General features: G+C 52.3%; 12 protein-coding genes, 1 other RNA gene and 1 pseudogene. All 14 read left to right on the top strand.

Annotated elements, in window-relative coordinates; translation table 11 throughout:
- The first annotated feature begins 23 nt into the window (after positions 1-23).
- Positions 24-968: a hypothetical protein gene (locus WCS52_05635; protein ID MEI6166656.1), complete on the top strand. Its 945-nt coding sequence runs from the start codon at positions 24-26 to the stop codon at positions 966-968.
- A 242-nt stretch (positions 969-1,210) separates the two neighbouring features.
- Complete coding sequence (locus WCS52_05630) at positions 1,211-1,786, top strand: hypothetical protein (GenBank protein MEI6166655.1); 576 nt, start codon at positions 1,211-1,213, stop codon at positions 1,784-1,786.
- 114 nt (positions 1,787-1,900) lie between these two features.
- Positions 1,901-2,200 carry a hypothetical protein gene (locus tag WCS52_05625; protein MEI6166654.1) on the top strand — a complete coding sequence of 100 codons (300 nt, stop codon included), beginning with the start codon at positions 1,901-1,903 and terminating at the stop codon, positions 2,198-2,200.
- Complete coding sequence (locus tag WCS52_05620; protein MEI6166653.1) at positions 2,197-5,079, top strand: hypothetical protein; 2,883 nt, start codon at positions 2,197-2,199, stop codon at positions 5,077-5,079. The genes WCS52_05625 and WCS52_05620 overlap by 4 nt, the downstream gene beginning before the upstream one ends.
- Positions 5,076-5,825, top strand: coding sequence for a hypothetical protein (locus WCS52_05615; protein MEI6166652.1), 750 nt, complete (start codon positions 5,076-5,078; stop codon positions 5,823-5,825). The genes WCS52_05620 and WCS52_05615 overlap by 4 nt, the downstream gene beginning before the upstream one ends.
- A 27-nt stretch (positions 5,826-5,852) precedes the next feature.
- Entirely contained in the window at positions 5,853-6,524 is a 672-nt protein-coding gene (locus tag WCS52_05610; protein ID MEI6166651.1) for a vWA domain-containing protein, read from the top strand.
- 4 nt (positions 6,525-6,528) lie between these two features.
- Positions 6,529-6,597, top strand: an RNA gene (locus tag WCS52_05605) — hammerhead ribozyme type II.
- A 14-nt stretch (positions 6,598-6,611) separates the two neighbouring features.
- Positions 6,612-6,944: a hypothetical protein gene (locus WCS52_05600; protein MEI6166650.1), complete on the top strand. Its 333-nt coding sequence runs from the start codon at positions 6,612-6,614 to the stop codon at positions 6,942-6,944.
- Between the two features lie 10 nt (positions 6,945-6,954).
- The gene (locus WCS52_05595; protein ID MEI6166649.1) at positions 6,955-8,532 is read left to right on the top strand and encodes a protein phosphatase 2C domain-containing protein; all 1,578 of its coding nucleotides are present in this window, start codon (positions 6,955-6,957) and stop codon (positions 8,530-8,532) included.
- A 5-nt stretch (positions 8,533-8,537) separates the two neighbouring features.
- Positions 8,538-9,776, top strand: a complete 1,239-nt coding sequence (locus tag WCS52_05590; protein ID MEI6166648.1) for a protein kinase — start codon at positions 8,538-8,540, stop codon at positions 9,774-9,776.
- A gap of 168 nt (positions 9,777-9,944) precedes the next feature.
- On the top strand, positions 9,945-10,289 hold the full coding sequence (locus WCS52_05585; protein ID MEI6166647.1) for a hypothetical protein: 345 nt from the start codon (positions 9,945-9,947) through the stop codon (positions 10,287-10,289).
- Between the two features lie 2 nt (positions 10,290-10,291).
- Positions 10,292-10,651: a hypothetical protein gene (locus WCS52_05580; protein MEI6166646.1), complete on the top strand. Its 360-nt coding sequence runs from the start codon at positions 10,292-10,294 to the stop codon at positions 10,649-10,651.
- A gap of 2 nt (positions 10,652-10,653) precedes the next feature.
- Positions 10,654-11,034 carry a hypothetical protein gene (locus WCS52_05575; GenBank protein ID MEI6166645.1) on the top strand — a complete coding sequence of 127 codons (381 nt, stop codon included), beginning with the start codon at positions 10,654-10,656 and terminating at the stop codon, positions 11,032-11,034.
- Between the two features lie 336 nt (positions 11,035-11,370).
- A pseudogene (locus WCS52_05570) lies at positions 11,371-12,471 on the top strand (class I SAM-dependent DNA methyltransferase).
- The last annotated feature ends 143 nt before the right edge of the window (positions 12,472-12,614 follow it).

Below are 12,614 nucleotides of genomic sequence, written 5' to 3'. Positions count from 1 at the left end.
TTTTTTAACTGTGAGCGACCTGTATGGATACATTTATCCCAGTGAATGTGATCCGCGCCATCGCGGAGGATTACGTCAAGGAGAACATTCCTGACGAGTATCCCTATTTTGATCTGCTTTGGGAGCAAAGCCGGCTCCCCCTCACCAGCCCAGTGACAACGGCTGATAATACTCAATCCTGGATCGAGCGGCTTCTCTCGATATCCCTTAACTTCCATAAGACTCAGTCGTTAGCAATTCTTACTCCCGCTGTCATCCTGACTGTCAGTGCCATAGCCGCGGAATTCGGTGGAAAGATTGCCATACCGCCAGCCGCAAAACTCTCCGAAGCCATAAAACTCTGCGCAAAATCCTTCGGCGTCCCCACCGTCAAGGCTGAGGAAATGTCACGATCACTGGTTCCATTCCTCACGGAATCATTGAAGAAGCTTTCATCACATGATGTGTCTGATCCTCAGCCGACTCCTCCCTCCGCCACACCATTCATTGCATGGACGGCCGATAAGCACGGAATACCACTGAAACGGAAACCGTGTGACGCAGATGCGGTGTCCGACCTGCTACGGCAGCGGGACCGTTTCGATATCCTCATCCACTCGCGTAAAGTGTTTGTGCGCCAGAACGGGCGTGCCTCTGTGCCGGTCGATATGGAAAGCGTGATGGTTTCATTGTTAACGCTCTTGCTCCGATATAAGCCTCACGAACTGACTGCCATCGAGCTTTATGAGAACGCTTACCGCTCGGGCGAGGGCACTCCGCAGGCGGCGAAAACAGGTTATGACGAAAAGGATATTCTCGCCAACTACCTGCGTTCCCCGCTATCCCGATTGCGGCGCGACATTTTGATCGAATCGTTCGCCGTCGAGAATAAACGTCTATCAGGTTACCGCTGTGAGGGCGAATTTACCCACTGCGTTATTCTGCCCTCTGCAGATGAGTCAAAGATGCGGGTAGCCCGGCTCGAATAGTAGCCAGGCGCGCACGCTTTTTTTGCCTTCCGCTTAAAAACCGACGTATTTTACCTGCGCTTACTCGCAGGATCTGCTCGCTGCATGCACTCCGCGCAAATCATGTGCTTCTGCATGCAACATCCCGCAACAAATCCTCCATACCTCCGCAACAAAATGTCGCGCCGCCTAAGATAGCCTTTTCCCAGATGAACGAGAGCGGGAAACGCCGCTCCCAAATCAAAGGAAAAGGTGAACGGGGTATGAAAAGCAAATTGAATGAGAATGAGGGCGGGCAGAAATATAACACTCAGCCCTCTCCCACCGCCAAATGGGATGCGATTTCTGAAAAGCTTCAAGGATTCGGTCCCGAGGAGCGTTCCGTTGACACGTCTGCTTGCACATGGCGGGTCAAGTTGCCTGAACTTTACCTGGATAAAGAGATCGGATTTGCGGAACTCCTCAACGAACAGTGGCTACTGACTTATCGTGATGAAAACTTTCTTGTTGCGATTCCCGCCGCCTTGAGCCGGGAGTATCTGGACGGGTTGCACCACGAGTTGTGCGACAGCGGCTTGGTCTCACTCGATACCTTTAAGAAATTGCATGAAACATTGATTTACCGACTTAAGCTGGATTGTCGTTTCCGATGGAACATTAACGAGCATTTGCAGCGACATTTAGCTGGCGATACCAAAGGAGGGTGCCGGGTTACGTTCCAGACACGGGGGGCCACGATTGAGATCCGTACGCTCGGGCGGTACTGCCAGGAATTGGCGCGAGCCCATGCTGAAATGTGCAGCGTGAAGGCAGGAATAAATCCCAGACTGTCCCAATAACTCCCGAAAATGTTTCGGATTTGCCCGGTAAAGCCCTGTGACCGTCGGGTCAGTAAGGGTGCAAAGTATATGCAGATCGGAGAACAAAACATGAATACGCAAGGTAATGAAGTTATGACGAGCTTGAACACGAGCGGTTTTATGCTGCTCGTGATTGCAGGGCTCTATGCCTTGGTTCTGTTTCTTCTCAAGACTTACTTTGGAGGCTCACGGATTGGCTTGCGGTTCCTGGCCGCAATCGAGGCATTGGGTGCAGCGTGGTGGGCGCTTTCGTATATCCTGAAACTCGTCCCCTTCTTGAATAATCAGGATGGAAAGCAATTCGTGTTCATGGCCCTGACCGGCAGCTTCGTCGCGATCGCGCACCAGATGATCAACACTCCATCCAAATCCAAGTTGGGAGGTGGAATATGACTGTCACTGGTGGAAATGTGAATGTTCGGCGCCTGATGACTCTCGGGCCTACGCTCAATACCACAACAATCCCGCTCTCTTCTGAGATTCGTGAGAGTGTTGGTCCAGACTTGCTCGGCGGCGAAATGGTCACCAAAAGTGTCGACACAGTTGAGGATTATTTCGGCACTCCCGTTGGGGCTGACACACCCATGAAGTTCAGTAATGATTTGAAACTGTTCATTGCCGCGATAAACGCCTTTGAGTGCGTCAATTGCTCCTCAATCTTCTCGAAACTAAGATTGGCAAAACTGATTGCAGTGGAGCCGGATTCGGTAACCGCAAGCGAGCAATCAGGTAAACTGGGTGTTTGCTCTGACTGTTGGGAAAAGGGAAAACAACGCCGGATGTGGGCCTCCATCTTCCAAATACCCATTACTATCCTGCGCTTAATTATCATCCCATTCTTGACTCCTCCGCCGCCGCCGTCCATTCCTCCTCCTTCGCCACCACCGGCACCCCGTTCGCCGCCTTCCCGTGGCGGGACCGCCATATCGATCTTGATTGCCGCTGGACTCCTCGCCTGCACGACTGTCAAAGCGATGATTCCAATAACAGGATGTGATGCAACGGAAATGAGAGGTGCAATAATGAATAATAAGGAATACCAATCCGCCGCTCAGGCAAAGGCGATTCTGATGTTGATCCAGGAGGCCAGATCCCTTGGGCTCGATAATCCTAGCATGAGCATGGAAGGGGTTCGGCGTATTACTAACATCGAGCGTGGACTCAAATCCGGCAATATCCCTGAATATGATCTCAATGCGCTCGCAAGTCTTGTGGCACGCGCGCGGAAAATCATAATTCCTATGGAATGGCGCGTCGCTTTTGCTCAAAACCCGCCTCCTGACATTATCGGCGAGGGGGATATTCATCCCTTCACTTTATTGGATGGGACTCCCGTTGGGTTGACGTTCCTTGAGATGGCGGAGGCCATGCGTTCAACGGGCCGACCAGGATCCAGTAAGTCGACTGGGGGTTGTGCCGTTGTCGACTGTTCAATCGGTGGTGGTAAGTCTGTGTTTTTTATCGATAGCAAGGGAGACGGGCAAGCAGATTATCTCTGTCGGAAATATCCCGGACGCGTCATCAAGGTGCGGATTGGGCGCCTCGATAAACCCTTTTTCAACCCCTGGCAGTGGGTAGGGGTGAATCGGGATTATTTCTTAACTGTTTCTAGTCGGAAGGATTCGCGCATCGTGCTCGATGCAGCTATCGAGATTGGGATGAAGCAGAACACGCTGAGTGGTGTTTGCGAACTCACGCATTCACAACTGATGAGAATTGTGAAAGACAGAATTATCCCGACTGATTACCGCTCCATTAAACCCGAGTTCTTCCAGTCTATTCAAATGTCGTGCAACGACATTGCCCGTTCACCTCTTAGCCACCAGATCGCCTGCCAGCGCGGATACGACCTCAAGGAAATCGTAACGAAAGGCTACAGTGTTATTATTGATACGTCGGCTATAGCGGGCAGTACGCAAGAGGAATTCCTCGTCGTCACGTTGCTGGCGGCAATCCGACAGGAAATTATTAACACTCCCATTCTGCGTGCACGCCCCGGAACCCAAGTTATTTTCTTTCAAGATGAGGGTTCGAACTTAGCTGCGTCCTCGAAGGTTCCTGGCGGGTTGTCCGCCATTGTCCAACTTTCTACGCTCGTTCGGTCTAGTTCCATCTGCCTCTTCTTTGTTTACCACTCGATGAGCATCGCTCACCCAGTTCTTAACGCTGCGGGAATATGGATGGTTTGCCAGATTTTTGACGGGAATGACATTTTCACGGCAAAAAGGACGTTTGCCCTGACCGACCAGCAGGCCAAGGCTCTCACAACCTTACCCAAGGGTGTGGCCATGATGCGCATGGGGAACAGGTACACCGAGCCTTTCCTTATATCGTATCCCCGTATCCCTGACGCCGTGAAGATGACTGATGCGGAAATTGATGCCAATAACGCCCCGATCCTGGCAACATTGCCGCCCATCGTCCCCGAGCATTATCGGAGATTACCGGTGCCGGTGACCGTGACACCGCCGGTCGCTAGTTCGCCAGTTCCGCCCGCAGTTTCAGTGGTGACGCCTTCGTCGGCTCCGGTTGCTGCGCCTGTTGTCACCACACCTACAACGATGCCCAGCGCGGTGGATAATGATTTCCTCGCCATTATGAGGGACATTGCCTCAAACTTATTCCTCAACGTCAGCGGTCGCGCGGCACATTTGACGCTGCCCTCGGGTAAGGCACTTACATTCAAGGAATTACGACCTATCCTTGATGAGCTCAAGGCCCAGGGTTTTGTTGACGACGTGACCGTTCAACTATCTCCACGTGGTGCGCCCAGCCTGATGCACTTCCTTACGGCTGAGGGGTATGCCGCCATTGGATCCGTCTATAAGCCATCCCGCAGTGGCTACAAACATGATTGGGGTCAGAGACTAATAAAGGATCTTTTGGCGGAGAAATCTATTTCCGCGACGCTGGAAATGGCGCTACCAGGCACCAGCAAGGTTGTCGATGTTGGATTCATCTGCCCGGTGACAGGATTGCCCATTGCAATTGAACTGCCAACCACGACATTCGATTCCGAGCCCGATCAGGCGGAGCGCGATCTGGCCGCCGGGTGGGCCAGGGTGATCGAGGTTTGTTTTAACAAAAATGACCTTGAGAACCTGGAGAAGACTTTTGCCGCTAGGTCCTCAAGTCCCGATTCGCGAATCAAACTCTCATTGATGGCCGGGCTCAAGGCGGTAACGAGCCTGCCCGAAATCTACGACTCCAGTGATTTTGTCTTCAAGGTGAAGACAAGTAAACCCAGAAACAAGAAGGACAGTGCAATATGAAAAAACGGTACGTAGACATGAATGAAGTGAACTCCAATAACGGCAGTGTGAATCCGCAGAGCGGAAATACTGTTGCTAATGATGCCCCCACCCAGGGGCTCATTGTGAGGCCGGAACGCCATATTCGTCCGGGGTGTTTGAAGCTTGGCATTTCGGTTGACCGGACTGGGTCTACGAAAGCCTTCACGAAAGGTGTTCCTGAGATTGCCGAGAAAACGTTGCGGTCACTCGAGGGAACCATCTCCAAGTTGGATATCGATTTGTGGTCACACGGAGATGAGGACTGCGATGAATTGCCTATCCAGATGATTCAATCAGGCTCGGTGGACCAGGTGATCGATGCCATCGGAAAGATTGAGTATGGCGGGGGTGGCGATCTTGAGGAAACTCACGCGACACAGGCGCAGCGGATCCTTGATGTTACGGCATGGGGCACACGGTTGTTGTTCTGCCGGAACGTTGCGCTTTTCTTCCTGACGGACGACACCAAGCTTTTGCCGTCCGGCAAGTCTCTGCGGGAACTCGGCAATGAGTATAGGGCCAAGGGCGTGAAGCTGGTTCTGGTCTCTCAGGCCACGGACAACCTCAAAGAACTCGTTGAGGCGGCTGGTGGGTTCCTGATTCCCATCTCCAATAATCCGGATGAAGCCGAGATCAAGAAGGTCGTCACTTCGCTCAGCGCCACGCTGACGATGGCGGTGAATGCTGCTTTCGGCACGACCCCGATGCCTGCCGTTGTGTCGTAGCCAACTGTATCGATAGGAGTAATGAAAATGACCTCAAACATTGTGACTCAAACGTTAAGGGTGATCCCCGATGTGAAGCGGCGCCACGGGGTGGGTGGGGACGTCAAACAGGAAGTGATTGTCATTGTTGACACCTCCCCCTCCATGGAAGGGGAAAAGGCCAGGCAAGCTCAGGCGGCCTGCGAGGAGTTGAACGACGAATTGGCCAAGCCGGTTAACAATAACGGGTTCGTCGTTTCGGTGATTCACTTCAATGAGACGGCAATTGTGGCTAATCCCTGGACTCTGGCCCCGAAACTGGTCGGTAATATTCGCGCGTTAGCCATTGGTGCTTACACGAATATGACGGCGGCCTTGGTACTGGCGCGGAGTGAACTCGAAAGCCACAAGCGTGATGCTGGTGAGCAGTACCTCCGCCCGGTCGTCCTTTTCTTTACCGACGGATGCTTCACTGATGGCGGTTCACCAGTGGAGGCGGGGGGTAGCTTGAGGGATAAGGCTGACCTGGTCACGGTGGCGTTCGGGGATGATGCCGACGAGGTGCTGTTGCGGGAACTGGCCACCTCGCCCCAGCATTTCTACAGGGTTAACAGTGGAGCCGAATTACGCATGTTCATGGCCAGGGCCGGGATGACCATGACGATGAGCATGGCACAGCGGAGGGATGCGACACATTCCCTGACCTTGTTGAACCGCTAGTAGAAGCCGAAACAGGGGCCTTTGGCTCCTGTCTGCCGGGAATGGTCTCCCGGCACTGACGAGGTAGACCTTAAAATGAGGTGAATTATGAGAACTTTACCAGGAAATGATGAGTGTGAAGGTTTGGTTAATGATGGAATCGATCCGCGGCGTCTTCCCGTGGTTGTGGCGTCTTCGGTCAAGTCCAGCCCCAAGCCTGTCGTTAAACAGGCCCGTGAACCGAGGCCTAGCAAGCCGGTAAACAAGCCGATGCCGACTGTAGTTGATAAGGGTTGGCAGAGGGTTGAAACGCCACCGGCAGCCAAGGCCGTACCGACATTACCTGCGCCTCTCAGTGGCGACAACAGCCCACAGTTTCCGTTTTGGGCGATCATCCTGGTTGTGACTGTGGTCATAATTTTATCAATTATGGGAAAATAGGGAGGGTGTCATGAATGCGAAATTAATAAGTGTTGGAATGGGTTGTGTTGCCCGGCTATTGAGTTGTGGCATTGCCGTTCTGCTTGCAACAACGGCAGCCAAGGCAGGATCTTTGCCTTCGAGGGCGATGACGCCCCGTATTGATCCTGCCTGGCTAACAAACGTCACGGTTGATGTCTGGACCGATGGCCTGCGGGAAAGTGTATTTGAGTCCTTGTGCGCAACAGGTCTCGGGTGTGATCTGACGTGTGATCCAGTCATTGTCAGCATGGACGGTTCAGGAACATTCCGTCACAAGACATGTGGATGCAAACCGCTCTACATTCAAGGTTGGACGAACAGCATAGGAAAGATCCCGGCAATAATAAATGCCAAGGAGAGTCCGAAGTCACGGTCTCTAAAGAAGATTGGTAAAACCACCAAACCTGCTTCTGGCACTGGTGACGATCTGTCTGCAACGTCATGGGCACAGTTGCTCACTAATGAGGCAATATACGTCTTATTGGGGGTCGTGATCTTTGTGGCCATTTTGGTGCGCGAACAAAATCGCGGATCCGAAAATGGCAACAAGGCGAAAGGCACGAAAACCAAGCCGGAGTTTCAAAATGCTTTAGTCCCTACAGATTCACAGCAGATTCCGGATCATCGGCCCATGCCGGAGATGGTGACGATGCAAAAATGTGTCGAGAGGTTTGACCCAAGCAATATTCATGATCCTGACAAGCTTTTTGCTCAACTTGTTGATGAGGCCGTCTCGTCCGGGATTGTTCCCCCAACCGTTCCCGCTGGTCGTGACACCGCCGTTGCCACGGTTACAGGGAATGTCAGGACGGATAATCAAGACTACTGTCTGTCTTTTCAACTTGGCGGAATCACCACTATTCTGGTTGCTGATGGCTGTGGTGGAGTCAATTATGGTGCCTATGCTGCCTACGTTGCCGTTCGGGAGGCCGCCAGATTCCTGATCGATCAACAGCGCGTCAAAGTAAAACCGGATATTGTTCCACTTGCCCGCGATGCCCTGCTCCATGCCGCTGAGGCCATGGGGAAACTTGTCGAGACCGCGACAACCTCGTTTATGGGAGGCTTTAGAACGACTCTGATTGTTGTCCTGGCGGATGAGCGACGGTATGCCTTTGCCTATGCCGGTGACGGGGGCGGGGTCATTGTGCGCAGGAACGGCACCATCGAAAAGTTCCTGTTTCCTCAGAAAGCGGATCCCGACATTCCCAATGTAATTACCACATCACTGGGGCCTACGTTGATTGGGGAACCCGCGAGTGGAGCAGTGCCCCGTTACCCAGGTGATCTTATGATTACCGGGAGTGATGGTGTCTGGGACTATGTCCGGGATGACTATCCGCTGGCCGTGGTCCAGTACCTGGCAAAGGCCAAGGGCAATGTGAAGATTGCAACCAAAGCCGTGATTGTTCAATTAGAGAACTACGTTGATAAATACGGCCACGTCTGCAGCGATAACATCACACTTGGCATGATGGCAACGCCTGTTCAATCACTTGAGTCGTCCTGCGACATGGATGAAGACGAATCCTCACACATGAAAGAAACCTCAACCTTGAAGGAGTAAAAGCCATGAAAAACGACATTAGCATTGTAAAGACAGTTGAGGGGCGCACACTCGAACTTGAATCCGAAGGAATGGAAGGCGCCCAGGGGTTAGTTGTCAAAGGGAAGGATCTGGACACGCACGAGGAAATGGCGGTGAAGATCTTCCATCCCGTGAATAGGACTGCTGAAAATATAGTCCGCACGGAATACTTGTGTTCGCTGAAACTGAGCGAATCTTGCCCTGTTCTTGTCGCGCCCCTTGAACTTATCAATGACAACGGAGTCGTGGGATACATCATGACTCTTGTCAATGGTAAGCCCCTTCTAGTTTTCATCGAAGAGGCGAAGACCACGTTCATGCAAAACCTTGTCTGCTTGATTACGGTTATGCATGGGTATGTTCAACTGCACTCCCGGAAGATCAGTCATGGGGATATACGGGCCGGAAATGTGCTGGTCTGGATGGATGGCACTGTTCCGAGGCTCCGCATTATTGATTTTGATAATTTCAGTGCTCCAGGGATTCCAAAACCTACGTGCCTTGGTGACGAAATGTACCTGGCGCCGGAATTGTCTGATGCCTTGAATGCGGGTAAGCCGGTTCCTCCTGACTTGGGGTCCGATCTCTTTTCCCTGCGTATTATGGCCGAAGAGATCTTGATGCTGCGCCACCCTACGGCTGGCTACAAGGAGACTGAGGAGCTGTTTGTGCAAGCGATGTACGATAAATGGTTCTTCGATCCGGTCTCCTCCATTGTTCCCGAGGCAGGCTATCCTCCCAAAATCCTCAACGCCCGGCTTGCAAACCTGTTCAGACGCGGCATGAGCCGTACCCCGTCCAAACGTCCAACTGCGGCTGAATGGCTTGATGCGCTTCTGGTGTCATTGGGTGAAGTCTATATCTGTCCGCGTGATAAGTGCGGCTGGCCATGTCTCGCCGATGCTTCGAAAGTAGTCTGCCCCGGTTGCGGCAAACCTTTCCCGACAGTTTCGCTGGTGCTGCCGGATGGATGCAGGATTCCGGTTGTGAAAGGGTTTATGCAGATCGGCAGAAACGAATTGCGCGCTGGCGGGTCGGTTTCGACGTTGCATGCGATTGTCCGGAAGACCGGCCCTGCCGTGACTATTGAAAGCCATGGTCGCAATGGCACCTATCGGAGGCAGGATAATGGCAACTGGGAAAGGTTGGCGGATGGAAAGCCCATCGTTGTGCTGGCGGGTGACGTGTTGCGCTTTGCGGATGTGGAGGTGCATGTCGAATAGATTCGCTTTGGGAATCAGGCCGTATCCAGGATATCCCTATCCGTCCCTTGGGGCTCCATATTCGGCACGCCTGATGTTTGAGACCATTATGGTGAATCGAGGATCGAAATGAGGCTTGTGGATAGTGAAAAGACAAAGTTGATCGAATACTAAGAAAGGTGGTGCGTTATGAATAATATTCTGATCCTGATTCTTGCACTGGCGGGTTGGCTCTGTATGGCCGTGATTTTCGAGGCTGGTTACAGGACTCTTAAGCCGCAGTATGCCGGTGGCCTCCAGAAACACCAGTGGTGCTGGATCTGGTGGACGCTCCTGGGGGTCTTGGCATTTGCTACAAGTGGCCCTGCGGGCTTGGTTCAACTGGGTTTTATCTTCTGCCTGGCCGCCGGGCACATCCGGAAGTGTTGGGTGAAGGAAGACGTTATCCCGCTACTGGAAATCATCAGAAACATTCCCGCCGCGCTTCGAGCTGTGTATGAATCGTTTATCAACAACCACCTGAAAGGAACCTGACTATGACTATATTTCCCCTGATCGTGCTTGTGTTGTGCATCGCCCTTGCCGCCTTTTTTGAAGTGGCCTACAACTTCATAACCAAACGGTGGAGTACTCCGGCGGATAGAACTATTTGGACGTGCATCTTATGGCTGCTGGTCGTTGTTATGACGTCAGTGTGTCAGCTCATCCCTCATAAACCGCCCGAATCTGCCGGGTGGGGTGTCATTATGGTCATCGCATTTCTTCACATACTAATGGCGATGATGGGCAATGGGTTTCACAGCTTGCCGGGGCCGTCACGACCGAATCCTCCCGGATCGGGCGCTTCATCTGCGGCCAAAACTCCCAAGGATCGTAAGAGTCATAAGGGGCAATGACTATGAACATATTCTCCTCGTTCGCATCTATCATCGCCGGTGTCCTGGCAGTCATGATGACCGTGGTTTCCTGGCGCGCGCTACATGATACATTCTTAGGTAATCCGATAGTCTCGGTCTGTGTTGGCATCCTGACATTTATCGGCTTGCGGTATCGCCCAGGAGGGTTGTTTGGCATGATCCTGCTAAGCTACGAGGCTGTTGCAATCTCAATTCTGTTCCTTTTGCTCTGGATGGGCTTTAAAAAAGTGCAACAAAACCTGGAGAAGAGAAGGCAGGGGGCAAAAATCGCAAGGCAATCATCACAGTTGGAGGAAGGACAACATGACCTGCAGAAGCCGAAAACCCAATCCCAGCGTGAGATCCAGAAACGGGAAGATTAAGATCGTGAGACGCCGTCCTCCAGCACCCCGGCATTCGATCACGCATCGGTTTGCAATCAATGTCGTTGGTAATATCTTCAGAAGCAAACCAACTTGAACAAAACCATTTCGCCATTCATCTGCTATCTGCCTTCTGACCATCCAGTTTCCGTGCGCGATATCAGCCCTGAATAATGCAGGCGGGCATCCAACAGTCTCTCCCTGCGCGTCCCCAGAAACCGTTTCTTGAATCTTCCGTCCCAACAGACTACCTTTGCAACCAAACCCGTTGCAATTATAGGGCGTTATGTAAGACGCAATCATCGTCAGAGTCAGTGAAATGTGGAAAGTTGAACTATGCCGAACCATCATGATCTATCACAGCTGATCTGGCAGATTGCCGACCTGTTACGTGGCCCATACCGTCCGCCTCAATACGAGCGAGTCATGCTACCCATGACGGTGCTTCGGCGCTTCGACGCCGTTCTGGCCCCATCGAAGGACAAGGTTTTGGCCGAGTTCGAGAAAAGGAAGGGCGGGAAACTCAATGATGATGCGCTGGATCAACTCCTCAATAAGGCCGCTGGGCAGCGTTTCCATAACCATTCCCCATTGACGTTTGAAAAACTCAAGGGCGACCCGGACAATATCGAGAAACATCTGGTGAGTTATATCAAGGGTTTCTCAGCCAATGTTCGCAAAATCTTTGATTTCTTTGAATTCGAAAACGAAATTGAGAAAATGCGTGAGGCGAACATCCTGTTCCTGGTGGTTCGGAAGTTCGCTGAAATGGATCTTCACCCAATCGCGGTGCCCAATGACCAAATGGGCCTCGTTTTCGAGAATTTGATCCGCCGCTTTAACGAATTGGCCAATGAGACGGCTGGTGATCACTTTACGCCCCGCGAGGTGATCCGCCTCATGGTGAATATCCTGTTTATCAACGACGACGACCTTTTGGCCACACCGGGCACTGTGCGCAAGTTACTTGACCCGGCCTGTGGAACCGGCGGCATGCTGGCTGAAGCCCAAAATTATCTTCGCGACCATCATCGAGCAGCGAAACTCTATGTGTTTGGGCAGGACTACAATAAACGCGCCTACGCCACGGCTGCCGCTGATATGCTCATGAAGCAGGTGGATCAGAACGGCGGGAGCGAAAACGTGCGCTATGGTGACGTGTTTATCGAGGATCGGTTCGATGAACCGCCTTACGATAAATTCGATTACCTGCTTGCCAACCCTCCGTTCGGGGTAGACTGGAAGAAACAGGCCAAAGAAATCCAACAGGAACATGATCAGAGGGGATTTGACGGGCGTTTCGGGGCTGGGTTGCCACGGGTGAACGATGGTGCATTGCTTTTTCTCCAGCACATGGTCAGTAAATTTGAGCCGGTATTGCCTGCCCAACAGAAGCACGGATCCCGCCTGGCCATTGTATTCAGTGGATCACCGCTACTGCTCCATCATTTTCTCAATCCTGCCGACATCAAATGGCTGGCCCAGTTTGCTGATGTCGATTTGTCGGATGCGCAGCGGCGCGGGCTGGTGTTTTTGCGGGAGGCTGGTGCGCTGGATAATGCAGCCTATCGCCAACTCAA

It is taken from the genome of bacterium, assembly GCA_037128595.1.
Classification (GTDB): Bacteria; Verrucomicrobiota; Kiritimatiellia; order CAIKKV01; family CAITUY01; genus JAABPW01.
The sequence above is the reverse complement of the archived record's forward strand: the minus strand, read 5'-3'. Positions and strand labels throughout refer to the sequence as shown.

What these genes read in the sequence shown, in the direction of transcription:
- WCS52_05635 (MEI6166656.1), top strand. Translation starts at nt 24, where the DNA reads ATGGATACATTTATCCCAGTGAATGTGATCCGCGCCATCGCGGAGGAT.
- WCS52_05630 (MEI6166655.1), top strand. Translation starts at nt 1,211, where the DNA reads ATGAAAAGCAAATTGAATGAGAATGAGGGCGGGCAGAAATATAACACT.
- WCS52_05625 (MEI6166654.1), top strand. Translation starts at nt 1,901, where the DNA reads ATGACGAGCTTGAACACGAGCGGTTTTATGCTGCTCGTGATTGCAGGG.
- WCS52_05620 (MEI6166653.1), top strand. Translation starts at nt 2,197, where the DNA reads ATGACTGTCACTGGTGGAAATGTGAATGTTCGGCGCCTGATGACTCTC.
- WCS52_05615 (MEI6166652.1), top strand. Translation starts at nt 5,076, where the DNA reads ATGAAAAAACGGTACGTAGACATGAATGAAGTGAACTCCAATAACGGC.
- WCS52_05610 (MEI6166651.1), top strand. Translation starts at nt 5,853, where the DNA reads ATGACCTCAAACATTGTGACTCAAACGTTAAGGGTGATCCCCGATGTG.
- WCS52_05600 (MEI6166650.1), top strand. Translation starts at nt 6,612, where the DNA reads ATGAGAACTTTACCAGGAAATGATGAGTGTGAAGGTTTGGTTAATGAT.
- WCS52_05595 (MEI6166649.1), top strand. Translation starts at nt 6,955, where the DNA reads ATGAATGCGAAATTAATAAGTGTTGGAATGGGTTGTGTTGCCCGGCTA.
- WCS52_05590 (MEI6166648.1), top strand. Translation starts at nt 8,538, where the DNA reads ATGAAAAACGACATTAGCATTGTAAAGACAGTTGAGGGGCGCACACTC.
- WCS52_05585 (MEI6166647.1), top strand. Translation starts at nt 9,945, where the DNA reads ATGAATAATATTCTGATCCTGATTCTTGCACTGGCGGGTTGGCTCTGT.
- WCS52_05580 (MEI6166646.1), top strand. Translation starts at nt 10,292, where the DNA reads ATGACTATATTTCCCCTGATCGTGCTTGTGTTGTGCATCGCCCTTGCC.
- WCS52_05575 (MEI6166645.1), top strand. Translation starts at nt 10,654, where the DNA reads ATGAACATATTCTCCTCGTTCGCATCTATCATCGCCGGTGTCCTGGCA.